Below are 22258 nucleotides of genomic sequence, written 5' to 3'. Positions count from 1 at the left end.
CTGCGAGATCGAGCGCCTCACTACTCAGCGCTCGATCTTGCAAGCGGTAAAGAACAATAGCGGTAATATGAAGTCGACAATGTTTCGCGCCCAATCCTTATAGTTCCAGTCTTTTGATTCATCCATGTTGAACCATTCGATGCCGATCACTTGAAAGCAAATGTAATAAAGAAAGATTGCAATCAGTAATCCAATAATGGCGGGCTTTTTTGATTCGTGAAATGCCTCGTCGCTGGTGTTTATGTTTCTGTAGAGATTAAAAGTTCCGATGATGCAGAGTGTGGTGTAAATGACCTCCAATGTGATGATCAACCAATAAATTCGATGGTGGAGCATCGGCGAGGTAATGGCCCGGTAGCTGTATTTCTCGTTATCGGTAGTGGTGTTCATGCTCAGTATGTGGCCGAGGTATTCGTAATTGGTGGAATAGTCGGTGAAGTTGCTGTGCATCATCAGCAGCCCAAATAGGCTGAAGAAAAGCATCAGGGCGACTTTGCTGATTTTGATGAGTTGGTTGGTGGTGAGTTGATTCAACTTTTAGTTTCTCCATTTAATTCCGGTCAGGTTCGGAAAGTTAAATGGAGTCTATCGCGTGGTGCGTTTGTTTGATGGCGGACTGAATTTCAGAGTGTGTATGGGTTGTTTGTTTGGCGTTGTTTTCAAGTGGCATCATTCTGTTTGTAGTTGGGCAGGTGTTATCAACACCTGCCCCTTTTTACATCAACCTTTCCAGACTTGCGGGTTGACCAGGTCCTGAGGGCGTTCGCCCAGCAAGGCACTGCGCAAGTTGTCCAGGGCGCGATTGGCCATCGCGTCGCGGGTTTCATGGGTGGCTGAACCGATGTGCGGCAACGTTACGGCGTTTTTCAACTGGAAGAGCGGCGACTCCGCCAGGGGTTCCTTCTCGTAGACGTCCAGCCCTGCACCGCGAATCCGATTGTTTTGCAGCGCTTCGATCAGTGCCGGTTCATCGACTACCGGGCCACGGGCGATGTTCACCAGAATGGCGCTGGGCTTCATCAGCGCCAGTTCTCGGTGGCTGATCAAGTGTCTGGTTTTTTCGCTGAGCGGCACCACCAGGCAGACGAAATCAGCTTCGGCCAGCAATTGATCGAGGCTGCGGTACTGTGCACCGAGCTCCTGTTCCAGCTCGGTTTTGCGGCTGTTGCCACTGTAGATGACTGGCATGTTGAACCCCAGTCGACCGCGTCGGGCGATGGCCGCTCCGATATTGCCCATGCCGACGATGCCCAGGGTCTTGCCGTGCACATCGCAACCGAACAGCGGCGCACCGACAGTGGCCTGCCATTGCCCGGCCTTGGTCCAGGCGTCGAGCTCGGCAACGCGGCGGGCGCTGCTCATCAACAGGGCAAACGCCAGGTCGGCGGTACTTTCGGTGAGCACGTCCGGCGTGTTGGTCAACATGATCCCGCGTTCGTTGAAGTAGGCCAGGTCATAGTTGTCGTAGCCCACCGAAACGCTGGAGACGACTTCCAGTTTGGTGGCGTTTTCCAGTTGCGCACGGCCGAGCTTGCGACCCACACCGATCAAGCCGTGGGTATGGGGCAGTGCTTCGTTGAACTGGGCATTGATGTCACCGTTTTTCGGATTCGGCACGATGACGTCGAAGTCTTGTTGCAGACGTTCAACCATTGCAGGAGTGACGCGGCTGAACGCAAGGACAGTCTTTTTCATGGGAGGCAGGCTCGTCGGGGCGGTGAAGAATGCTTAGCAAGCTACAAGTTTCAAGCGGCAGGCTGCAAGTCAAAAAGCCGCTCCCATTGCTTTTAACTTGAAGCCTGCCGCTTGAAGCTTGTCGCTGCCGTTCCGTTTATACTGGCGCCTTTCGCGGCTCGCTCACCGGGCCCGACACTTTATGCATCACCCGGAGCTTTCATGACTTCCCCGAAACAACCGCCGGTCGCCGACGCTTTGAGCGACGAACAGGCAGAGCTGCCAGACAGCGTCGACTCCAGCGCCGACAGCGAAACCCAAGCCGAGATCCCCGCGTTCAAGTTCCCGTTCAAACCGGGTGAGCTGGCGTCCGCCAAGGGTTCCAACCAGCCGTGGTACAAAAACGGCGCCAAGAACGGCCACACCAAAACCCCGGGAATGGCACCGCCGGGGACTCGTCGGTCGATGGGTAAGCGCTAGGCCTTCGACACATGGAACAGCCATTCGCTGCCCCACTCAGGCAACGTTTGCCCAGCCAGGTCGTCGACAATAAACTCGGGCTCTTTTTCCCCGGATTCTGGCGGACACTCCTTCACGGCGGTGTTCAGGGGAATGTGCGAGTTGATTTCCATCGGATAAATGCGCATCCGAGGTCATGAGACGGCGATTCAGCGGAATCAGAGTGGAATCGGCTCCCGGCGGATCGCACGCATGCCAACGCTTTCATACAATCGCCGCGCCTGAAGGTTGTCTTCCCTCACCTTCAGGTCGACAAAACCCTCGCGCCGCTGCTGGAACACCTTGAAGGCCTGCAACAGCAGCGCTCGCCCCAGTCCCCGCCCCTGGAACCGTGGATGCACCACCAGATTCTTGATGTAGGCGCTGGTCCAGCAGTGGCACACGCCCACGACACCTTCGTTGTCCAGGGCGATGAAACACAGCGCCGGGTCATATTCCGGGTCGGTTTCGAATTGCCGTTGCCACATGTCCAATGTCGCCACGCGACCGCCGCCATCGAGATAACCGAGTTCCATCAAACGGTGCACGGCGTCGGCGAGTTCGGGGCGGTATTCAGTCAATTGCAGATCCGCAGGCCAATTGATGGCCGGCACGGCTTCAGTGAGGTCGCGCCGCATTAACCAACAAAAATCTTCAGTCAAGACTCAATAACCCTGCTCGGCGACAGCCTTGGCCGCGGTGATCAGGCACTGGGTCAGTTCTGGTGATGAAAACTTGGTCAGCACCGCGTTTGCTCCCGCCACTCGAGCTTTCTCGGCATTCATCGCGCTGTCCAGCGAGGTGTGCAACAGTACATAAAGGTGGGCGAAATCCGGGGTTTCGCGCAGGGTGCGGGTGAACGCGTAGCCGTCCATCTCCGACATTTCGATGTCCGAGACGATCAGGTTGATCTGCTGGGCAGTGCCTTGCAGGTCCAACAAGCAGTCGATGGCTTCCTTGGCGCTGCGGGCAGTGTGGCATTGCAGACCGAGGTTGCGCAGGGTGTGCACCGATTGTTGCAGGGCGACCTGGCTGTCATCGACCACCAGAATTCGCGCGCTGCCCAGGATTTCGGCGTCTTCCATGCTCAGTTCGGTCGGGGCTGCTTCGATTTGCACTGGGGCGATGCCGTGGATGACTTTTTCGATGTCCAGCACCTGCACCAGCGTGCCATCGACCGAGGTGACGCCAGTGATGTACGCCCGCCCGCCGCCCGAACCGAAGGGCGGTGGGCGGATGTCGGTGGTCAGGCAATGAACGATCTTGCTCACGGCTTGCACGTGCAGGCCCTGCTTGGAGCGGCTGACGTCGGTGACGATCAGGCAGCCGCCGTTCGGGTCTTCCAGCGGCCGCTCGCCGATGGCACGGCTGAGGTCGATCACCGACAGCGACGCACCGCGCAGCGTGGCGATGCCTTTGACGTGGGGATGGGACTCCGGCAGCTTGGTCAGCGGCGGGCAGGGAATGATTTCGCTGACTTTGAGCAGGTTGATCGCCATCAACTTGCCGCTGCGCAAGGTAAACAGCAGAAGCGAAAGTGAATCTGCGCGGGCTTTGGTGGTGGACATAAGAACCTTCTCGGGAAAAAGGTGATGGGCTGTCGCGGGATCGACGACAGCTATTGATGCCGGGTTATCGACTTGTTTGGGGCAGGCTTTAGGGGGAGTGCCTCATCTCGGACCAAACGGTGAAACTTTGTGGCGAGGGAGCTTGCTCCCGCTGGAGGGCGAAGCACTCCCCCCTGCATTCCATCAGGCAGAGCTCGGCGGCAACAAATACGACTGCTGCGCAGCCGAGCGGGAGCAAGCTCCCTCACCACAGAAGTGGCTATCGCCAGATACACTCATTTACTTCATCCCCAACCGCTTGGCCATCCGCCCCAGGTTCGCCCGATCCAAGCCTAGCTCACGGGCCGCACTGGCCCAGTTGTGGTGATGCCGCTCCAGGCAGGCGCCGATCAGTTGGCGTTGGTAACGCTCGGTGGCCTCGCGCAAATCGCCCGTTACGGCATCCATCATGGCAGCGGCGGGTTGTACTTCGGCGGTTTCGGCGCTGGCGTTGGGCAAGTCCAGATCGGCCGCACTCAGGCTGAGGATTTTCGGTCGCTCCTTGCAGCTGCCCAAGGCTTTCAAGGCGCTGCGGCCGATCAGGTGCTCCAGTTCGCGCACGTTGCCGGGCCAGTCATAGGCCAGCAGTGCCGCCTGCGCATCGGCGTTCAGGCGCAGGCTGTTGAGGCCCATGCGCGAGCGGTTCTGCTCCAGGAAGTAGCCGCTGAGCAACAGCACATCACGGCTGCGATCACGCAGGGCCGGGACCAGCAGTGGATAAACGCTGAGGCGATGATAAAAGTCGGCACGGTAGCGGCCGCTGCGCACTTCTTCGGCCAGGTCGCGGTTGGTGGCCGCGATCAGGCGCACGTCGACCTGATGTTCCTTGTCCGAGCCCAGTCGCTGCAATTGACCGCTTTGCAGCACGCGCAGCAATTTGGCCTGGACCGTCAGCGACAACTCGCCGACCTCATCGAGAAACAGCGTGCCGCCATTGGCCAGTTCGAATTTGCCGCGACGGTCATTCATCGCCCCGGTGAAGGCGCCGCGAACATGGCCGAACAACTCGCTCTCCACCAAGGTGTCCGGCAGTGCGGCGCAGTTGAGGCTGATGATCGGCTTGTCGGCGCGGGGCGAGGCGGCGTGAATGGCCTGGGCCACCAGCTCTTTGCCGACCCCGGTTTCGCCGGTAATCAGCACGGTGAGATCGCTGCCGCCGACCAGATTGATTTCCTCCACCAGCCGCTTGTGCGCCTTGCTCTGGCCGATCATCTCGCGAGTCTGCTGACCGCTGGCCTGGCGATAGACCTCGGCGCGCTGGTGCTCGTCCTCCACCCGATTGTTCAATCGCTCGATGCGTTCTGCGGCGTTGACGGTCGCGGCGGCTAGGCTGGCGAAGGCTTGCAGGGCATCCAGTTCGATCGGTTCAAAACGCTCGGGGTCGAGGGCGTCCAGTGTCAGCAAACCCCACGGACGCTCATCGATAAACAGCGGGCAACCCATGCAGTCGTGGACTTCCAGATGATCATCCAGGCCATCGACCAAACCGTCATACGGGTCGGGCAGATCGCTGTCGGCGGCGAAACGGGTCGGTCCCGGGCTGGCAAGCAGCGCTTCGAAACGCGGGTGCTCGCTGACTTTGAAGCGTCGGCCCAGTGTGTCGGTGCTCAAACCGTCAACGGCCAGCGGCACCAGCCATTCGCCATCGAGGCGCAGCAGCGCGGCCGCGTCGCACGGGAGCAGGGCGCGCATCGCTTCGAGCAGGCGTCGATAGCGCTCGCCTTCGGGGAGTTCGCGGGACAGGTCAGAGACCAGTGGCAAGAGTGCGGTCAGCAGGGATTTTGCAGTCATAGTGACTCCATGTAGTCGGTATGACTATAAAGCACGTCGTGTCTAAATGACTATAGAGTTATCAAGCTGTTGATTTATAACGATTTAATAGTTGGCATGGAAACTGATACGTATACAGCAAACAGTCAGTCGTCCTGGAGTCACCTTATGCTGAGCGTTCAAGACCGTGCCATCGTCAAATCCACCGTGCCGTTGCTCGAAAGCGGTGGTGAAGCGCTGATCACTCACTTCTACCGCATGATGCTCTCCGAATACCCGCAAGTCCGCCCGTTGTTCAACCAGGCCCACCAGGCCAGCGGTGATCAGCCACGGGCGCTGGCCAACGGCGTATTGATGTATGCGCGCCACATCGACCAGCTCGACCAGTTGGGCGACCTGGTGGCCAAGATCATCAACAAGCATGTGGCCCTGCAGATTCTGCCGGAACACTACCCGATTGTCGGCAGCTGCCTGTTGCGGGCCATCGCCGAAGTGCTGGGCGAAGAAATCGCCACACCAGAAGTGATTGCGGCGTGGGGCGCGGCCTACGGTCAACTGGCGGACATCCTGATCGGTGCCGAAGCCAGCATCTATGACCAAAAGGAACAAGCACCGGGCGGCTGGCGCGGAGCGCGGGAATTCTTCGTCGCGGCCAAGGTTGAAGAGAGCGCGGAAATCACCTCCTTCTACTTCGAGCCGGCGGACAAAGGCCCGATTCTGGCGGCTGAACCCGGCCAGTACATCGGCATGAAACTGACCCTTGATGGCGAAGAAATCCGTCGCAATTATTCGCTGTCGGCGCTGGCGAACAAGGGCCAGTACCGCATCAGCGTCAAGCGTGAAACGGGTGGTCGTGCCTCCAACTTCCTGCACGATCAGTTGCAAGTCGGTGCGAGCATCCAATTGTTCCCGCCAGCGGGCGATTTCACCTTGAGTGCCAGCGACAAGCCGTTGGTGCTGATCAGTGGCGGTGTCGGCATCACCCCGACCATTGCGATGCTCGAAGCGGCGCTGCAAACCCAGCGGCCGATTCACTTTATCCACTGCGCACGCAACGGCAGTGTCCATGCCTTCCGTGACTGGATCGACGGGCTGGCCGAGCGTCATCCACAACTCAAGCGCTTCTATTGCTACTCCGAGGATGACGGCGTGAGCCCGGCGGCGGACAAGGTCGGGTTGTTGAGTCAGCAGCAGTTGCATGAGTGGCTGCCGCAAGAGCGCGATCTGGATGCCTATTTCCTTGGGCCGAAAGGTTTCATGGCGGCCGTCAAACGCCACCTGAAAGCCTTGGGTGTGCCGGAGAAGCAGAGCCGTTACGAGTTCTTCGGGCCGGCTGCGGCGCTGGAGTAAGTCGGCGGGCGCGGTGATCCAGACTCATCGCGTCGCCTTCATCGCGGGCAAGCCACGCTCCCACAGGGTTTTGTGTCGTTCCCATCTATCAGGACCGACACAAAACTCTGTGGGCGTGGCTTGCCGGCGATTGCATCACCTCGGTCTTGAGCTGAAGAAAGTTGGAAAGTTAATCCCTTCTTAACCGCCTTATCGTTTATTCCCCCGAATCCCCCGGACACGTTCCTGACTCTCAAAGGTCCGGATCAGCGTGTAGACTGGCGGGCATTCGGATATTGAAGGGAAACACGATGAGCGAGGAAACCATGCGGTTGGGCCGTGAACGGCGCTATCTGGTGTTGCTGGGCATCATTTGCCTGGCGCTGATCGGCGGTGCGCTGTACATGCAAATTGTCCTGGGCGAAGCGCCTTGCCCGCTGTGCATCCTGCAACGGTATGCGCTGCTGCTGATCGCAATCTTTGCCTTCATTGGTGCGGCCATGCGTTCGCGTCGCAGCATCACGGTATTTGAGACCCTGGTGGTGATCTGCGCGCTGGCCGGTGTCGGCGTTGCCGGGCATCACGTCTATACCCAGTTCTATCCGGCGGTCAGCTGCGGCATCGATGTGCTGCAACCGATCGTAGATGGCCTGCCGTTGGCGAAGATCTTCCCGTTGGGCTTTCAGGTCGACGGTTTCTGCTCCACGCCGTACCCGCCGATCCTCGGTCTGTCGCTGGCACAGTGGGCGCTGTTCGCCTTCGTGCTGATCGTGGTGTTGGTACCGCTGCTGACCTCGCGAAACCGTAAAGCACTGCGCTAAGGTCTGCTGCTGACGCATTTTTGTCGGACAAAAAAAGCCCCGGCCCTCGATAAAAGGGCCGGGGCTTTTTCGTATGGGCGAACGCATTTCAGGGCTCGAGTGAGAAGACCGTGACAGGCGTCAGTCGAGGGTGCGACACGTGTGCGACACGTTGTCACAGTGCGTGTGTCGCAGGGCATTACAGAGTGCGGGATTAGCGCCTGATTACGTAACGGAATTGGCCGCATTCGGGAATTTCACGATTTAGTCATGTCGATCTGAAACAGCCCGTTTTAACAATGCCTGACGAATTGCCAAAGCCCTTGTGACATAGGGGCTCTGGCGAGGTCGTGGGCGCCGGCAAAGCCTTCCGACCTGTCTGAATCGCGGAAGGTAGACCTACTAATTTTGGTGTTTTTGTTGAGAATGTATTTCGATAAGATGCGCCACTTTTACGAAAATGGTGAATGATTGTTGCCGGTTCGGATAAAAATTATTTCGGGATGAGACATGGTTTATAAAACGTTACATATCTACAATCGCCCGCACTGAATTCCCGGCACTGCTCAATCCTTAACCAGGTGCTGAGCAGGAGAAGTGTCGAGAGAGCTTCACGCGACGCCCAGGTGTCGGTGCCTCCAACTATCCGCACCAAATGGAATTGGTCTGTAACAAGGCCTTTGACCACGAATTCGAATAAGAACTCACCGCTAGCCCAGGATTTGTCGAAACGCGTCTGACGCACGACGGGCAGGCCCTTATTCAATCCAAGAAAAATGCCAACCCTTGGCAGGGTGAAGTGTTGGCGATCAAAACCCAACTGCATTGCGCAAGCTGCTTTAGAGGTCGTGAGATGAGTAAAAACAGGTACCCCAGACTACTAGGCTTATTGCCGCTGATCGGCACGTTGCTGCTGTCAGGCTGCAACATGACCTTGCTCAATCCCAAGGGCCAGGTTGGTCTGGACGAGCGAAACCTGATCATCACCGCAACGCTGCTGATGCTGTTGGTCGTGGTTCCGGTCATCGTCATGACGTTCCTGTTCGCCTGGAAATACCGCGCGTCCAACACCAACGCTACCTACACCCCGAAATGGAACCACTCCACCAAGATCGAGATCGCGGTGTGGGCTGTTCCGGTGCTGATCATCATTGCCCTGGGTTACGTCACCTACAAGTCGACCCACGCCCTTGACCCGTACAAGCCGCTGGAATCCGACGTGAAGCCGGTGACCATCGAAGTGGTCGCGCTGGACTGGAAGTGGCTGTTCATCTACCCGGAACAAGGCATCGCCACGGTCAACAAGATCGTGTTCCCGGCACACACCCCGATCAACTTCAAGATCACTTCCGACGCCGTGATGAACTCGTTCTTCATCCCTGCGCTGGGCGGCCAGATCTACGCGATGGCAGGCATGCAGACCAAGCTGCACCTGATCGCCAACGAAAACGCTGAAATGGACGGTATCTCCGCCAACTACAGCGGCGCCGGTTTCACCGGTATGAAATTCAAGGCGATCGCCACTTCCCAGGAAGAATTCGACGCCTGGGTAAGCGAAGTCAAAAAGGCACCTAAACAGCTTGAACAAGCTGAATACGCAGCCCTTGCCAAGCAGAGCCAGAACAACCCAGTCGAGCTCTACTCCTCGGTGACGCCGAACCTGTTCCAGACCATCGTCGACAAGTACGAAGGCATGAAACCAGGTCCGAAAGTGAAGCACGAGAAGAAAGAGAAGGAAGTGGCCGCTACGGACATGGACTCGCATTCAGCTGCCGGGGCAGAGGAGTAAACGATGTTTGGTAAATTAAGTTGGGAAGCGGTCCCGTTCCACGAGCCGATCGTAATGGTGACCATCGCCATGATCGCGCTCGGCGGTCTGGCACTGTTCGCGGGTATCACTTACTTCAAGAAGTGGACCTACCTGTGGACCGAGTGGCTGACGTCGGTCGACCACAAGAAAATCGGCGTGATGTACATCATCGTCGCCATGGTCATGCTGCTGCGCGGCTTTGCCGACGCCATCATGATGCGTACCCAGCTGGCCATGGCCACCGAGGGTTCGCCTGGCTACCTGCCTCCTGAACACTATGACCAGATCTTCACCGCTCACGGTGTGATCATGATCATCTTCATGGCGATGCCATTCTTCACCGGCCTGATGAACCTTGCAGTGCCGCTGCAGATCGGCGCGCGTGACGTTGCCTACCCGTTCCTGAACTCCCTGAGCTTCTGGCTGCTGGTGTCCGGCGTGGTGCTGATCAACCTGTCCCTGGGCGTCGGCGAATTCGCCAAGACCGGCTGGGTTGCCTATCCGCCGCTGTCGGGCCTGCAATACAGCCCTGGCGTGGGGATGGATTACTACATCTGGGCGCTACAGCTATCGGGTCTGGGGACAACGCTGACGGGGGTCAACTTCCTGGCCACCGTGCTGAAAATGCGTACCCCTGGCATGAAGCTGATGGACATGCCGATCTTCACCTGGACCTGCACCTGGGCCAACGTCCTGATCGTGGCTTCGTTCCCGATCCTGACCGCTACCCTAGCACTGCTGACGCTTGACCGTTACATGGATTTCCACATTTTCACCAATGAACTTGGTGGCAATCCGATGATGTACGTGAACCTGTTCTGGGCATGGGGTCACCCTGAGGTGTACATCCTGATCCTGCCAGCGTTCGGTATCTTCTCCGAAGTCATCTCGACCTTCACCGGCAAGAAACTGTTCGGCCACCACTCGATGGTCTACGCATCGGGCGCAATCTCGATCCTGGGCTTCATGGTTTGGCTGCACCACTTCTTCACCATGGGTTCGGGGGCCAGCGTCAACGCCTTCTTCGGTCTGGCGACAATGCTGATTTCCATCCCGACGGGTGTGAAGCTATTCAACTGGCTGTTCACCATCTACCAGGGCCGTTTGCGCTTCACCAGTCAGGTGATGTGGACCCTGGGCTTCATGGTGACCTTCGCCATCGGCGGCATGACCGGCGTACTGCTGGCCATCCCGGGTGCTGACTTCGTTCTGCACAACAGCCTGTTCGTGATCGCGCACTTCCATAACGTGATCATCGGCGGCGCGGTATTCGGCTACATCGCAGGCTTCGCGTTCTACTTCCCTAAAGCGTTCGGCTTCAAGCTGCACGAAGGTTGGGGCAAGGCAGCGTTCTGGTTCTGGATTACCGGCTTCTTCGTCGCGTTCATGCCGCTCTACGTATTGGGCTTCATGGGCATGACCCGTCGTCTGAACGCCACCACCAACCCTGAGTGGGTGCCGTACCTGTACGTCGCCATGTTCGGTGCGGTGATGATCGCTGTCGGCATCGCTTGCCAGCTGATCCAGTTGTACGTCAGCGTGCGTGACCGCAACAAGCCGGAAAACATGTGCGAGCACGGCGACCCGTGGAATGCACACACCCTGGAATGGTCGACCTCGTCGCCACCTCCGTTCTACAACTTCGCCGTACTGCCAAAAGCCGACTGCGTCGATCCGTTCACCGAAGCCAAGGAAGACGGCACCGCGTACAAGGCCCCGGCCAAGTACCAGCCGATCCACATGCCAAACAACACCGCGACCGGTGTGGTCATGGGTGCTCTGTTGACCGTGTTCGGTTTCGCGATGATCTGGCACATCTGGTGGCTGGCAATCGCTAGCCTGGCCGGCACCGTGATCTACTTCGTGATCCACGCGGCCCGTGATGATCAAGGCTATATGGTGCCGGTCGACGTGATCGAACGCATCGAAGCCGAGCAGCACAAGCGTCTGGTTGCGGCAGGGAAAATCCCGGCCACCGCCACCCGTGTTGAAACCTCGTTGGAACAGGCTTAAACCATGTCGAACTTAGTGACCAATGCTGGACACACCCATGTCGATGGACATGGGCATGATGACCATCACCACGACTCGGGCGAGATGACCGTATTCGGTTTCTGGCTCTACCTGATGACCGACTGCATTCTGTTTGCGTCGATCTTCGCGGCGTACGCGGTACTGGTTAACAACGTAGCGGGTGGCCCGTCGGGCCACGACATCTTCGAACTGCCATACGTACTGGGCGAAACCGCTCTGCTGCTGTTCAGTTCGATCACCTACGGTTTCGCCATGCTGGCGTTCTACCGGGGCAACAAGAAACAGGTCCTGGGCTGGTTGGCCCTGACCTTCATGTTCGGTGCCGGCTTCATCGGCATGGAGATCAACGAGTTCCACATCTTGATCTCCGAAGGCTACGGCCCTAGCCGTTCCGGCTTTCTGTCCGGGTTCTTCACCCTGGTCGGCACCCACGGTCTGCACGTGACCAGCGGTCTGATCTGGATGGCGATCATGATGTATCAGGTGCAGAAAAAAGGCCTGACGGCGACCAACAAGACCCGTCTGAGCTGCCTGAGCCTGTTCTGGCACTTCCTGGACGTTGTGTGGATCTGCGTATTCACCGTTGTTTACCTGATGGGGACTATGTAAATGGCTAACACACACTCCCATGACAGCCACGACGCCGGTCACGGCAGCGTCAAGTCCTACGCCATCGGCTTCATCCTGTCGGTGATCCTGACCCTGATCCCGTTCGGTCTGGTGATGTACCCATCGCTGCCGAAGTCGATCACCCTGTTGATCGTGCTGGTCTTCGCCGTGATCCAGGTGCTGGTGCACCTGGTGTACTTCCTGCACCTGGACCGCTCGGCCGCTCAGCGTAACAACGTGATTGCGTTTGTCTTCGCCGCGATCGTGATCGTCCTGCTGGTTGGCCTGTCGCTGTGGATCATGTTCAGCATCCACACGTTCATGATGGCGAAGTGAGGTAAGTCCGCATGTCCCTCAAGCACTTTATCCAAATCACCAAACCGGGGATCATTTTCGGTAACGTGCTTTCTGTGGCAGGCGGATTTTTCCTGGCCTCCAAAGGGCATGTCGATCTGGCCATTTTCCTGGCCGCGATGATCGGCACGTCCCTGGTGGTTGCCTCCGGTTGCGTGTTCAACAACTGCATCGACCGCGACATCGACCTGAAGATGGAGCGCACCAAGAACCGGGCGCTGGTTCAGGGCTTGATCTCCCTGAAACTGGCCCTGATCTATGCGACCGTCCTGGGTGTCGCCGGCGTTGCGCTGTTGTACAAGGTGGCAAACCCGTTGGCTGCTTTGTTCGCGGTCATCGGCTTCGTGATCTACGTCGGCTTCTACAGCCTGTACCTCAAGCGCAAGTCGGTTCACGGCACGCTGGTGGGCAGTCTGTCGGGCGCCATGCCGCCGGTGATTGGTTATGTCGCCGTCAGCAACACCTTCGACATGGCCGCGCTGACCCTGCTGGTGATGTTCAGCCTGTGGCAGATGCCGCATTCCTACGCCATCGCGATCTTCCGCTTCAACGATTACCTGGCCGCATCGATTCCGGTGTTGCCAGTGAAGCGCGGCATCCAGGTGGCCAAGAAGCACATCCTGCTCTACATCCTGGCCTTCCTCGTGGCGACCTTGATGTTGACCTTCAGCGGCTACGCCGGCATGAGCTACCTCGCCGTCGCCGCGGCCATGGGCATGTACTGGCTGTACATGGCCTGGACCGGCTACAAGGCAGTGGATGACACGGTCTGGGCACGCAAACTGTTCGTGTTCTCGATCTTCACCATTACCGCGTTGAGCGTGATGATGTCCCTGGACTTCAAAGTGCCGAGTGAGTTGCTGCTGACGTACGCGCCTTAAGCGTCGGATGCTGTAAAGAAAAGCCCCGCCTTTGAGAGAAGAGCGGGGCTTTTTGTTGGGGCAAATCGCAAGGACTGCTCGTCAGGAAGATGATTCGTCGGTTGCATGACTATAAGCAAGTTGACTATATTTTGCTGATGCGAACCGTATTCTTCGAAACCACATCCTTCACTGCAACCGTTGGCGATTATCTGACGGACGATGAGTATCGTGCTTTGCAGTCGCACATGCAGTTGAACCCGCAAGCGGGTGATGTCATGCCTCGAACAGGCGGTTCCGAAAGCTGCGCTGGGCAGATGGACGCCGAGGTAAAGGTAGGCGAGGTGGCTTGCGGGTTATCTATTATTGGCTTATGAATGATGGCCAGTTCTGGATGTTTGCAATTTATGACAAAGATGAGCTTGAGAACTTGACCGCCGACCAAGAGAAGGTGCTCAAGAAAGCCATAGAGACAGAGTTGAAAAAACGAGGTACCCCATGAAAAAACGCGACCTGTTTGCAGAGTTGATGCAGGGCGTTGATGAGATGGCGGCTCAACGCGAAGGCAAGATTACGCTACGCAATACGTCCATCGAGGACATTCCGGCTCCAGAAGTGGGGGCGCAAGAAATCGTCGCGCTACGGGAAAAGCTGCACATGTCTCAAGCGGTTTTTGCCAAACGTATTCGAACCAGCCCCAGCACCTTGAGAAACTGGGAGCAGGAAAAGTCGAAGCCCAACGCTCAGGCTGCCTTGTTGATCAGGCTGGTGGAGAAATTCCCGGATATGGTGGATCGACTGGCAGTGGTTTGATTGAGTCAGCGAACACCTGAAAAGCCCCGCTTTCGAAAGAATGGCGGGGCTTTTTCATTTACGTGCGGTTGTTACACGGTGCATCGAGCACCTTCACCACGTCGTCGATGATTGCTTTGCTCATGTCCTGCAAAAAATGCGAGGCCCAGGCGTGTCGGTCGGAGTCGCGGACCATGGCGGCGTCTGAGGCGAGCAGTTTGGCGAGGTGGAGCAGGTCGGAGGCGTGTGAGAGGGCCTGAATGATCGGGACTCCACGGTTGATGCGAAACAGTGGTTCGTTAGCGAGGTAGGAGAAAGGGGTGAGGCCGATGGTTTTCAGGTCTTGGGGATTGGTCATTGAGCAACTCCTATATTTCAGTAGAGCTGCCCCATTCGTTCTCAGGCGAATGGGTGGCAGCTATGCGCAGGCTGAGAACCGGGAAATATAGAAACCGGCAGACCCGAAGGCCTCCCACGCACAGCCGCCATTGCACGAAGTCAGATATCCAAAAGTCTGTAATCGTGTTTCGACATTGAGGCGCCGATATATTACCCGGGTTCTCAGGCCCGGTCGCTGAATTGGCAGCGACGGGTCGAAGTTAGTCGGCGAGGGTGAGCTCGGCAATCGTAGCGATCTGGTGGCCGGGGGTGTCAGCGGTCGTTTGGACAGCGCAAACCCCCTGTAGGAGCGAGCCTGCTCGCGATGGCGGTGTGTCAGGCGACATTGATGCTGGATGTGACGGCCCTATCGCGAGCAGGCTCGCTCCTACAGGGGATAGGCGGTGGTCGGTTATTTTTGGGGCTTGTCCAGCAATCGGAAAAACCGCTCCCGCACCTGCACGTGATCGCTGTGCGCCACGTTGAACCGCAGAAACTGATTGGCATCCGCCGCTTTGCTGAGCAAGGTTCCCGGTGCCAAAACCAGGTCTATTTCCAGGCCCTTTCTGGCCAGGGACTCGGCCTGGAATCCATCCGGCAATCGCGTCCAGATGTACAAACCTTCGCCGGGCAGCGACGACGCCGAACACCCGGCTTCGCCCAGCCACGCCGCCACGCGGCTGTTCGACTCATAGAGCCGATCCACCGTGCGACGCATGTGTTTGGCATAGCTGCCGTCGCTGAGCATGGTGCAGATAATCTGCTCGGCCATTTCCGAGGTCATGCCACCGCAGGCCATTTTCAGGGTCACCATCCGCGCCGCCAGTAATGGTGAAACCACCGCGAAGCTGACGCGGCTGTTGGCCGTCAGGGTCTTGGAGAACCCTGAGACATAAGACACGTTGTCCAACCCGCTCGCGGCCAGGCGCGGCGTTCGGCGTTGCTGCATGTCGCAGTACAAATCGTCTTCGAGGATGTGAAAATTGTAGCGATGGCTCAACTCCAGCAAGCGGTAAACCTGCGTCGCAGTGAACGAATGCCCGGTCGGGTTGTGCAGGGCATTGTTGGTCATGTAGAGCACGGGGCGATGGGTGATCAGCAGTTGCTCGAACGCTTCCAGGTCCATGCCGTCGCAATCGCGGCGGATGCTGATGACCTTGGCGCCGTGCCAGGCCAGATTGGTGTGCATCGTGAAATAACACGGGTCGTCGAGCAGCACCGTGTCGCCGGGTTTGACCAGCAGGCGCATCTGCATGTCGATGGCTTGTACGGTGTTGGCGGTGGTGATGATCTGCTCGACCGGCACTTCGATGCCCAAGGTCGACATCTTGACCTGCAAGGCCTGGCGCAGTGGCAGGTAACCGCTGGCGTTACCGTATTCACCCATGCGCAGGGCCGTCGCGCGAAGGGTGCCGCGCACGGCTTTGAGCAACTCTTCGGCAGGCAGCCACGAAGAAGGCAGGAAACCGGCACCCGGACGCAGCGCGCCGTTGTCCTGAAGTACGGCGCGACGGACCACGCTGGGGGTGTCTTGCGGGAGCAGGTCCGGGCTGGTATCGGTCTGGACCGTGGTGATGGAGCGATGCACGTAGTGCCCCGAGCCCTGGCGTGACACCACCAGGCCCTTGGCGCGCAAGCGATCCAGAGCGTCAACCACCGTGGATTTACCCACGTTCATCAAGTCGGAGAGCTCGCGAATCGGCGGCAGCCTGGAGCCGTGGGGCAGGCCGCCCTGGCTGATCGCCACGGCCAATTGATCAACGATCTGCTGCACCAGCGGCACACCCGGCTGGAACTCGATCGCGGCGATCACTGCGCGCTGAACCTGCATTTTACTGGTCTCTCCGGCAGTAAAGTTCGTTGGATTCTATACGAACTTGCTCTGACCAAGACAGGCATCTCTTTCTACTATCACTTTGGAGAGTTTGCGGATTGTCGACCGTTGCCGGGTTGCACAGTCACCCGGTTCAAGAGGTGTTGGATGAGTGTAGAAACAGCCGCCGTCGTGGCGAAACCGGTGATCAACCTGCGGTTGTTCACCATTCGGATCATCACGGCCGTGGCGCTGTTTGCGGTGCTGGGCAAGGCCAACGTCTGGCTCGATACCGCCACCAACAGCATTCTGGCCCTGGGTTATCGGGCCTTGTTATTGCTGTTGCCGTTGACCTTGCTGGTCCTCGGTCGCCGTTCCTTGAGCGTCACGCTGCTGTGCGCTGCCCTCGGGCTGGTGCTGCTGGCGGTGACTCACAATCAGGGCGTCATCATGTTTGCCGCGGCGTTGTTTGCCTACGGCATTGCGATTGCCGGTTACCTGATCAAGAGCGAAGCGGCGCAAACCAAGGAAGGTGCGGCCTACAACCGTGTCGCCATGAACATGGGCAGCCTGTTGGCAGGGCTCATTTTGCTGTCGCCGCTACTGACCCCAACGATGTTTTTCCTCGGCGCCGCCAGTTTCGTCCTGCTGTGCCTGCCCATCGCGATGGGGGCAACGTTCACCACTGAAGCCGCAGTGGCCCGTCCGGCCAGCCAGGAAGGCAGCGGCTGGCGCAACAAACTGCCGTGGATCATTGCCGGCATCATCATGGGCATCAAGCTGTTCGGTGTGTTCTCGATCCTGCCGCAGGCGATCCTGCTGGAGACCGGCGAATTGCCGGCCTGGTATGGCCTGATGCTGATCCTCAACAGTGCCGTCGTGGTCTTCGCGCAAGTGCCGGTCATGAAGCTGATCGAGCGCACCGGGCGCTTCAAGGTCTTGGCGGTGATCGGGATCATCGCCGGCGGATTTGCCGTGCTGTCTGTCCCTGCCGCGTTCCATGTCGAAACCCTGGTCGGCGCGTTGATCTGGGTGGCGCTGCTGTCCATCGCCGAATGCGCGTTCAGCCACCTCGACTACTTCTCGGTCAAACAAAACAACATGTTCGTCAAAGAGGTGTCCCTGGGCGTTGGTGCCGGGCTGACGGTGCTGATCATGCGGGTCATGCCGCCGCCCTACAACGCTCTGGTGCTGGCCGCTATCGGCGCTGGCGGGATCCTGGTCTGGTACTGGCTCAATCGCAAGTCCATTGCGTCGCTGCATGACTGAGTCATCACCGCGTCGGTTTTCAATTTGCAAGTCGGGGGCATTATGAATACGACTTCATGCGTAGTGGTGGTGGGGTACAACGGCAGTCGGGTCCACGATATCCAGAAGCTGCGCGATCTCTGCAAATCGATGTACGACGCGAGGCTGATCCTGCTGGTCGAGCACATTCAACCTCATGATGATCAAGTGGCCGATCATGTCTGCAGCACATCGCTGGCGGAGAGCGACGTGGCGGCGTCCCTTGAATGGGTGGTCGGTTGCCTGAATGCCGACCGCTGGAAATTGATCGGCGTGTTGCCGTTCTCGGATCGCGGCGTGTTGCTGGGGGCGGCTCTGGCCAGTCATTTCGGCTTGCCTGGTATCACCCCGGCCGAGGCGCGGGCAGGTTTGGATAAACAGATCTTCCGCAGGCTCGAAGCCGCGGCCACTACCTCGCCCGAGGACTACCGCCCGGTGTTGTCCATTCGGGTCGAGAGCCTTGCCGAACTGCGCCAACGCGTCGTCGAACTGGGCGGCAAGGCGTTCATCAAGCCCGCCTGCGAAGGTGCCAGCCGCGGCTGCCGCGTCATCCGTCACCCGTCCGAATGCGACGACGCCTGGCAAGCGCTCAAGCCTTATCGCGAGGGCGGAATCGTGCTCGAAGAGCTGATCCAGAACGCTCGCGAATACAGCTGGGACTTTGTCGCCGGAAGCACCTGGATCACCGAAAAAACCACCACCGAAGGGGCCTATCGCGCCGAGATCCAGCAAGTGGTCCCCGCGCCGTTGACGCCCGATGTGCAGATTCGTCTGATGGCCGCCGGCCGCCACATGGCCGGGTTGGTTTCGCAGGACAACGGTGCCTGGCACAACGAAATTTTCCACAGGGCCAACCATCGCACCTCGGCGGTGGAAACCAACATGCGCCCCGGCGGCATGCACATCTGGGACCTGGCCAAGCGCGCATTCGCCGATTTCGACCCATGGCAGCGCTGGGTTCGCTGGGCCGTGGAAGGTCAGGTCGTCAGCCATGATCCGGTGCCTCGCGGCTATTGCGGCATTCGCCTGCTCCGGGCGACGGCTGTCGGGCTTTTGCGCGATGTGCCGGATGTCCAGTCGCTGGCCCGGTCGATGAACATCGATCTGGTGGAGGCGGTGCTGAGCAAGCAAATCGGTGACTCGGTCACCGCCGAGGTGAAAGACAACTTCTCGTTCATCGGCCACATCGTGTTGTTCAACGAACACTACGAACAGCTCAGCGACGACCTATTGCGCCTGGCCGAGGCGATCGAATCAAGGGTGGGTATCACCAGCCTGGCATCGCCGGCCAGGGCTGTGAGTTGAGTCGTCAGGATTGATATTTTTTTTGCAGTACTGAAAAGAGGGTTGGGTAAATGATTGAACACATGACCTGTGATGAACGCTTCATCGCGCTGGCAAAGGAATTCGGCTATGACATTTACGGTGAGAACACCGCGGGTGGGCATTACGCGCCGCTGATTCGCCACCACGATGAACTGTATATCAGCGGTCTGGTGCCGCGCATGAACGGCAAAATCCACTATCCGGGCCGGGTGGGACGAGACCTCACCATGGCGGATGCGCAAGCGGCCGCCAGCATCAGCGCGATGCGAGGGTTGGCGCTGATCGTCGATGCCATTGGTTCGCTGGACAAGATCAAGTCGCTGATTCGGGTCACGGTGTATGTGCGCTCCACGGAAGATTTTGTCGACCTCAGTGAAGTCGCCAACGGTGCGTCGGATGTTTTCAGTCACGTATTGGGCGACGCCGGGAAACATACACGGACCACGGTGGGTGTTTATCAGCTGCCAAAAAATGCAGCGATTGAAGTTGATATGATCGTGGCGTTGCGGCCGTCGGTGTTATGAGTGTTAGTTGCTCGCTTTACAGTGCTGAAGGGTTCGCCTAAGGTCAAGAGACTCATTAGCGCAGACGATGTTGGAAACGGAAATGAATAACGTTAAAGGTGCGTTTTTTTCATATAAGGACTTTCGTCAAAGTTTAGAACAACAGCCGATCAAACCCCGCGTGTGGACGGGGGCTGAACTGGCCGATATGCGCGCAACTCTCGAAACCAGCGACGTTGATATTGTTGCCCTGGCCCATGAGAAAAGCCTCGAGGGTTGCCAGTTGACCCCCGGAATGGCGGTGTCCATGCAATGGCTGATACCCGGTTCAACGCTCGATGGGCATGCGCATGCCTGGTGGCACCTGTTCATCATTCAGTCCGGCAGCGGCGCGTTGACCTTGGGCGATGCCGATGCCGTGAACATCAGCCCTGGCGACGTGTTGCTGGTGCCGGCCTGGACCCGGCACGGCTTCGCCAATACCAGCGCCACCGAGCCGCTGGCCATGCTTAACATCAGCAACATGCCGCAGATGGCACTGCTTTCCAATCATGCCGACAATGTGGGTTTGATCCCCCGCCAGCTGTAATTCCCCCTCTGCTGCACACCAGGGAGTCCGCGTTCGCTGACTCCCTTTTTCGTTTCTGTCGTGTTCACAAAAAGCCGTCTGGTGATTGACGCTTTTCAGTGTCTGTATCGATAGAAACAGACATTTTCTGTATCTGTTCAGCGCCTGATCGACTTACTACGATCGCTTCACATGCAACGGATTAATGCGGTTAGTGCAAGGGAGCCTTAAATGGAAAGTGCAAAGTTTAAACTGTATCTTGGTGCGGATTTTGTCAGCGCTTTTGCAATGTCAGCGTTTGTGGCGCTCAAGGAGAAACAACGTTCATTTGAACTTGTAACGCTTGACTTGAAGACGCGTGAACATTATCAAGCGAATTACCGTGATCTTTCGTTGACCTGCAAAATTCCGACGTTAGTTCATGAGGCGTTCGCACTGTCAGAATCCTCGGCCATTGCCGAATACCTGGACGAACTCTCCCCAGGCCCCAAAAAACTCTACCCGCAAGACCCCCGACAGCGCGCTCGCGCCCGCCAGCTTCAGGCGTGGCTGCGCAGTGATTTGCTGGTCGTTCGCAAAGAGCGGCCATTTGACCTGGTGTACTTCGGCAAAAAAGACACGCCGCTGTCTGACGACGCCCAGACCGCCGTCGAGCGCTTGTTCTTCGTCGCCGACCGTTTGCTGGAGGAGGGTGCCGAGCACTTGTTCGGTGACTGGAGCATCGCCGACACCGACCTGGCAATCATGCTCAACCGACTGGTCGCCAATGGCGATCCAGTGCCCTCGCGACTCGCGGCGTATGTGCATCGCCAGTGGGATCGCGACAGCGTTCGGGCATGGATGGACATCGCGCGCAAAGCGCCGGCCATCGCGTAAAACGATCATCAGGAGCGCTGTCATGCAAGGACTGTCAGAGCACGAACGCTACAAGCCCTACAACGCACGCACCATTCGCGACACGCCGTATTGGCACCGACTGACGCCGGCCTTGCAGGAAGCCATGACCGTCGTGGCCCGCGTCATGCCGTTTCGCACCAACGACTACGTATTGGGCACGCTGATCGACTGGAACAACATCCCGGATGATCCGATTTTTCGCATGACCTTTCCCCACAAGGACATGTTGTTGCCGGACGAATACGCATCGCTCAAGCACTTGATCGAGCAGGATGACCACGCCGCAATCAAGCGTCGGATCGAGGTGATCTGGCTGCGCATGAATCCGCATCCGGCGGGGCAGTTGACCCACAACAGCGTCGTGCTCGACGGAAAAGCCCTACCGGGCATCCAGCACAAATACCGCGAGACCGTGCTGTTTTTCCCCGGTGCCGGCCAGACCTGTCACGCGTACTGCACGTTCTGTTTCCGCTGGGCGCAGTTCATTGGCGAGGAAGAACTGAAGTTCAACGCCCGTGAATCCCTGGAGCTGGTGAGCTACCTGCGGGTACACCCCGAAGTCACGGACGTGCTGATCACCGGCGGCGATCCGATGATCATGAACACCCGTTCGCTGGCCGGGTACATCGAGCCGCTGCTGGCATTGCCACACCTCAAGAGCATCCGTATCGGCACCAAATCCGTGGCGTACTGGCCGCAGCGGTTTGTCAGCGACAAGGACGCACCGGAGTTGCTGGCACTGTTTCGGCGGATTATCGCGGCGGGGAAAAACCTGTCGATCATGGGCCACTACAACCACCCGGTGGAGATCCGCCAAGACATCGCCCGGCAAGCTATCGAGTGCATTCGCGCCACGGGCGCGACCGTGCGCATGCAGGCGCCGGTGATCCGCCACATCAACGAAAACCCGGCCGATTGGGCGGCGCTGTGGACCGAAGGCGTGCGGCTCGGCGCGGTGCCTTATTACATGTTTGTCGAGCGGGACACCGGCCCCAGCCACTACTTCGCGATGCCGCTGGCCCGGGCGTTCGAGATCTTTCAGGCGGCCTATCGCACGGTGTCCGGGCTGGCGCGCACGGTGCGCGGGCCGTCCATGAGCACCTTCTACGGCAAGGTGTTGATCAACGGCATCGAGACCGTTGTCGGGGAAAAAGTCTTCGTCTTGCAGTTCTTGCAGGCACGCAATCCGCACTGGGTGTTGCGCACGTTCTATGCGCGTTTCGATCCGCACGTCACCTGGTTCGATGACTTGCGACCGGCGTTTGGCGAGCGCTCGTTTTTCTTTCAGAACGAGTTCGCAACGGCGCCCGAATTGATACCGGTCCTGCTGCAAACGGCGTAGGACGATT

At 58.3% G+C, this 22258-nt stretch carries 22 protein-coding genes and 2 pseudogenes; 16 read left to right on the top strand and 8 right to left on the bottom strand.

All coding sequences use genetic code 11. The features are described from left to right. Positions 1-24: 24 nt before the first annotated feature. Positions 25-534 carry a DUF2165 domain-containing protein gene (locus tag CKW19_RS21970; protein WP_095059830.1) on the bottom strand — a complete coding sequence of 170 codons (510 nt, stop codon included), beginning with the start codon at positions 532-534 and terminating at the stop codon, positions 25-27. 186 nt (positions 535-720) lie between these two features. Next, positions 721-1695 (bottom strand): D-glycerate dehydrogenase, encoded by a 975-nt coding sequence (locus CKW19_RS21965; RefSeq protein ID WP_095059829.1) that lies wholly within the window; start codon positions 1693-1695, stop codon positions 721-723. Positions 1696-1896: 201 nt separating this feature from the next. Between CKW19_RS21965 and CKW19_RS21960 the strand changes: the two genes are divergently transcribed. After that, positions 1897-2154: a hypothetical protein gene (locus tag CKW19_RS21960; protein WP_095059828.1), complete on the top strand. Its 258-nt coding sequence runs from the start codon at positions 1897-1899 to the stop codon at positions 2152-2154. Positions 2155-2219: 65 nt separating this feature from the next. Here the strand turns inward: CKW19_RS21960 and CKW19_RS21955 are convergent. The 4 genes and pseudogenes from CKW19_RS21955 to norR all read right to left on the bottom strand — a co-directional run. After that, positions 2220-2318, bottom strand: a pseudogene (locus CKW19_RS21955) (YkgJ family cysteine cluster protein); the annotation flags it as partial. Between the two features lie 33 nt (positions 2319-2351). After that, a complete protein-coding gene (locus tag CKW19_RS21950) occupies positions 2352-2810 on the bottom strand; it encodes an N-acetyltransferase (protein WP_095059827.1) in 459 nt (152 codons plus the stop codon). A 27-nt stretch (positions 2811-2837) separates the two neighbouring features. Then, positions 2838-3740, bottom strand: a complete 903-nt coding sequence (locus CKW19_RS21945) for a chemotaxis protein CheV (protein ID WP_095059826.1) — start codon at positions 3738-3740, stop codon at positions 2838-2840. 279 nt (positions 3741-4019) lie between these two features. Continuing rightward, positions 4020-5570, bottom strand: coding sequence for a nitric oxide reductase transcriptional regulator NorR (gene norR, locus CKW19_RS21940; RefSeq protein ID WP_095059825.1), 1551 nt, complete (start codon positions 5568-5570; stop codon positions 4020-4022). Between the two features lie 147 nt (positions 5571-5717). Between norR and hmpA the strand changes: the two genes are divergently transcribed. The 9 genes and pseudogenes from hmpA (at position 5718) to CKW19_RS21890 (ending at position 14158) form a co-directional block, all read left to right on the top strand. Next, a complete protein-coding gene (gene hmpA, locus CKW19_RS21935; RefSeq protein WP_095059824.1) occupies positions 5718-6899 on the top strand; it encodes an NO-inducible flavohemoprotein in 1182 nt (393 codons plus the stop codon). Between the two features lie 290 nt (positions 6900-7189). Then, entirely contained in the window at positions 7190-7699 is a 510-nt protein-coding gene (locus tag CKW19_RS21930) for a disulfide bond formation protein B (RefSeq protein WP_095059823.1), read from the top strand. Between the two features lie 832 nt (positions 7700-8531). After that, positions 8532-9467, top strand: coding sequence for a ubiquinol oxidase subunit II (gene cyoA, locus CKW19_RS21920; protein ID WP_095059822.1), 936 nt, complete (start codon positions 8532-8534; stop codon positions 9465-9467). Between the two features lie 3 nt (positions 9468-9470). Then, a complete protein-coding gene (cyoB, locus tag CKW19_RS21915; protein WP_095059821.1) occupies positions 9471-11501 on the top strand; it encodes a cytochrome o ubiquinol oxidase subunit I in 2031 nt (676 codons plus the stop codon). 3 nt (positions 11502-11504) lie between these two features. Continuing rightward, complete coding sequence (locus tag CKW19_RS21910; protein WP_095059820.1) at positions 11505-12131, top strand: cytochrome o ubiquinol oxidase subunit III; 627 nt, start codon at positions 11505-11507, stop codon at positions 12129-12131. Next, positions 12132-12467 (top strand): cytochrome o ubiquinol oxidase subunit IV, encoded by a 336-nt coding sequence (gene cyoD / locus CKW19_RS21905; protein WP_095059819.1) that lies wholly within the window; start codon positions 12132-12134, stop codon positions 12465-12467. Between the two features lie 11 nt (positions 12468-12478). Next, the gene (cyoE, locus tag CKW19_RS21900; protein ID WP_095059818.1) at positions 12479-13366 is read left to right on the top strand and encodes a heme o synthase; all 888 of its coding nucleotides are present in this window, start codon (positions 12479-12481) and stop codon (positions 13364-13366) included. A 137-nt stretch (positions 13367-13503) separates the two neighbouring features. Next, positions 13504-13847, top strand: a pseudogene (locus tag CKW19_RS21895) (toxin). Further along, complete coding sequence (locus CKW19_RS21890; RefSeq protein WP_075946541.1) at positions 13844-14158, top strand: DNA-binding transcriptional regulator; 315 nt, start codon at positions 13844-13846, stop codon at positions 14156-14158. The pseudogene CKW19_RS21895 and the gene CKW19_RS21890 overlap by 4 nt, the downstream one beginning before the upstream one ends. A 58-nt stretch (positions 14159-14216) precedes the next feature. Here CKW19_RS21890 and CKW19_RS21885 read toward each other — a convergent pair whose 3' ends face one another. After that, the gene (locus CKW19_RS21885) at positions 14217-14495 is read right to left on the bottom strand and encodes a DUF3077 domain-containing protein (RefSeq protein ID WP_095059817.1); all 279 of its coding nucleotides are present in this window, start codon (positions 14493-14495) and stop codon (positions 14217-14219) included. 432 nt (positions 14496-14927) lie between these two features. Then, a complete protein-coding gene (locus CKW19_RS21880; RefSeq protein WP_095059816.1) occupies positions 14928-16346 on the bottom strand; it encodes a PLP-dependent aminotransferase family protein in 1419 nt (472 codons plus the stop codon). A gap of 150 nt (positions 16347-16496) precedes the next feature. Here CKW19_RS21880 and CKW19_RS21875 point away from each other — a divergent pair, with 150 nt between their 5' ends. From CKW19_RS21875 to CKW19_RS21850, 6 genes are all read left to right on the top strand, one after another. Beyond that, positions 16497-17597, top strand: coding sequence for a hypothetical protein (locus CKW19_RS21875; protein WP_095059815.1), 1101 nt, complete (start codon positions 16497-16499; stop codon positions 17595-17597). A 42-nt stretch (positions 17598-17639) separates the two neighbouring features. Continuing rightward, positions 17640-18920, top strand: coding sequence for an acetyl-CoA carboxylase biotin carboxylase subunit family protein (locus CKW19_RS21870; RefSeq protein WP_095059814.1), 1281 nt, complete (start codon positions 17640-17642; stop codon positions 18918-18920). Positions 18921-18970: 50 nt separating this feature from the next. Beyond that, the gene (locus CKW19_RS21865; RefSeq protein ID WP_095059813.1) at positions 18971-19465 is read left to right on the top strand and encodes a RidA family protein; all 495 of its coding nucleotides are present in this window, start codon (positions 18971-18973) and stop codon (positions 19463-19465) included. An 82-nt stretch (positions 19466-19547) separates the two neighbouring features. Beyond that, the gene (locus tag CKW19_RS21860) at positions 19548-20033 is read left to right on the top strand and encodes a cupin domain-containing protein (RefSeq protein ID WP_095059868.1); all 486 of its coding nucleotides are present in this window, start codon (positions 19548-19550) and stop codon (positions 20031-20033) included. 210 nt (positions 20034-20243) lie between these two features. Then, the gene (gene yfcF / locus CKW19_RS21855; protein ID WP_095059812.1) at positions 20244-20888 is read left to right on the top strand and encodes a glutathione transferase; all 645 of its coding nucleotides are present in this window, start codon (positions 20244-20246) and stop codon (positions 20886-20888) included. Positions 20889-20910: 22 nt separating this feature from the next. Then, complete coding sequence (locus CKW19_RS21850; protein ID WP_095059811.1) at positions 20911-22251, top strand: KamA family radical SAM protein; 1341 nt, start codon at positions 20911-20913, stop codon at positions 22249-22251. Positions 22252-22258 lie beyond the last annotated feature (7 nt).

This window comes from Pseudomonas sp. Irchel s3f7 (assembly GCF_900187615.1).
Taxonomy (GTDB): Bacteria; Pseudomonadota; Gammaproteobacteria; order Pseudomonadales; family Pseudomonadaceae; genus Aquipseudomonas.
The sequence above is the reverse complement of the archived record's forward strand: the minus strand, read 5'-3'. Positions and strand labels throughout refer to the sequence as shown.

What these genes read in the sequence shown, in the direction of transcription:
- hmpA (WP_095059824.1), top strand. Translation starts at nt 5,718, where the DNA reads ATGCTGAGCGTTCAAGACCGTGCCATCGTCAAATCCACCGTGCCGTTG.
- CKW19_RS21945 (WP_095059826.1), bottom strand. Translation starts at nt 3,740, where the DNA reads ATGTCCACCACCAAAGCCCGCGCAGATTCACTTTCGCTTCTGCTGTTT.
- CKW19_RS21875 (WP_095059815.1), top strand. Translation starts at nt 16,497, where the DNA reads ATGAGTGTAGAAACAGCCGCCGTCGTGGCGAAACCGGTGATCAACCTG.
- CKW19_RS21890 (WP_075946541.1), top strand. Translation starts at nt 13,844, where the DNA reads ATGAAAAAACGCGACCTGTTTGCAGAGTTGATGCAGGGCGTTGATGAG.
- CKW19_RS21860 (WP_095059868.1), top strand. Translation starts at nt 19,548, where the DNA reads ATGAATAACGTTAAAGGTGCGTTTTTTTCATATAAGGACTTTCGTCAA.
- norR (WP_095059825.1), bottom strand. Translation starts at nt 5,570, where the DNA reads ATGACTGCAAAATCCCTGCTGACCGCACTCTTGCCACTGGTCTCTGAC.
- cyoE (WP_095059818.1), top strand. Translation starts at nt 12,479, where the DNA reads ATGTCCCTCAAGCACTTTATCCAAATCACCAAACCGGGGATCATTTTC.
- CKW19_RS21885 (WP_095059817.1), bottom strand. Translation starts at nt 14,495, where the DNA reads ATGACCAATCCCCAAGACCTGAAAACCATCGGCCTCACCCCTTTCTCC.
- CKW19_RS21950 (WP_095059827.1), bottom strand. Translation starts at nt 2,810, where the DNA reads ATGCGGCGCGACCTCACTGAAGCCGTGCCGGCCATCAATTGGCCTGCG.
- CKW19_RS21930 (WP_095059823.1), top strand. Translation starts at nt 7,190, where the DNA reads ATGAGCGAGGAAACCATGCGGTTGGGCCGTGAACGGCGCTATCTGGTG.
- CKW19_RS21865 (WP_095059813.1), top strand. Translation starts at nt 18,971, where the DNA reads ATGATTGAACACATGACCTGTGATGAACGCTTCATCGCGCTGGCAAAG.
- CKW19_RS21965 (WP_095059829.1), bottom strand. Translation starts at nt 1,695, where the DNA reads ATGAAAAAGACTGTCCTTGCGTTCAGCCGCGTCACTCCTGCAATGGTT.
- cyoA (WP_095059822.1), top strand. Translation starts at nt 8,532, where the DNA reads ATGAGTAAAAACAGGTACCCCAGACTACTAGGCTTATTGCCGCTGATC.
- CKW19_RS21850 (WP_095059811.1), top strand. Translation starts at nt 20,911, where the DNA reads ATGCAAGGACTGTCAGAGCACGAACGCTACAAGCCCTACAACGCACGC.
- CKW19_RS21960 (WP_095059828.1), top strand. Translation starts at nt 1,897, where the DNA reads ATGACTTCCCCGAAACAACCGCCGGTCGCCGACGCTTTGAGCGACGAA.
- cyoD (WP_095059819.1), top strand. Translation starts at nt 12,132, where the DNA reads ATGGCTAACACACACTCCCATGACAGCCACGACGCCGGTCACGGCAGC.
- cyoB (WP_095059821.1), top strand. Translation starts at nt 9,471, where the DNA reads ATGTTTGGTAAATTAAGTTGGGAAGCGGTCCCGTTCCACGAGCCGATC.
- CKW19_RS21880 (WP_095059816.1), bottom strand. Translation starts at nt 16,346, where the DNA reads ATGCAGGTTCAGCGCGCAGTGATCGCCGCGATCGAGTTCCAGCCGGGT.
- CKW19_RS21870 (WP_095059814.1), top strand. Translation starts at nt 17,640, where the DNA reads ATGAATACGACTTCATGCGTAGTGGTGGTGGGGTACAACGGCAGTCGG.
- yfcF (WP_095059812.1), top strand. Translation starts at nt 20,244, where the DNA reads ATGGAAAGTGCAAAGTTTAAACTGTATCTTGGTGCGGATTTTGTCAGC.
- CKW19_RS21910 (WP_095059820.1), top strand. Translation starts at nt 11,505, where the DNA reads ATGTCGAACTTAGTGACCAATGCTGGACACACCCATGTCGATGGACAT.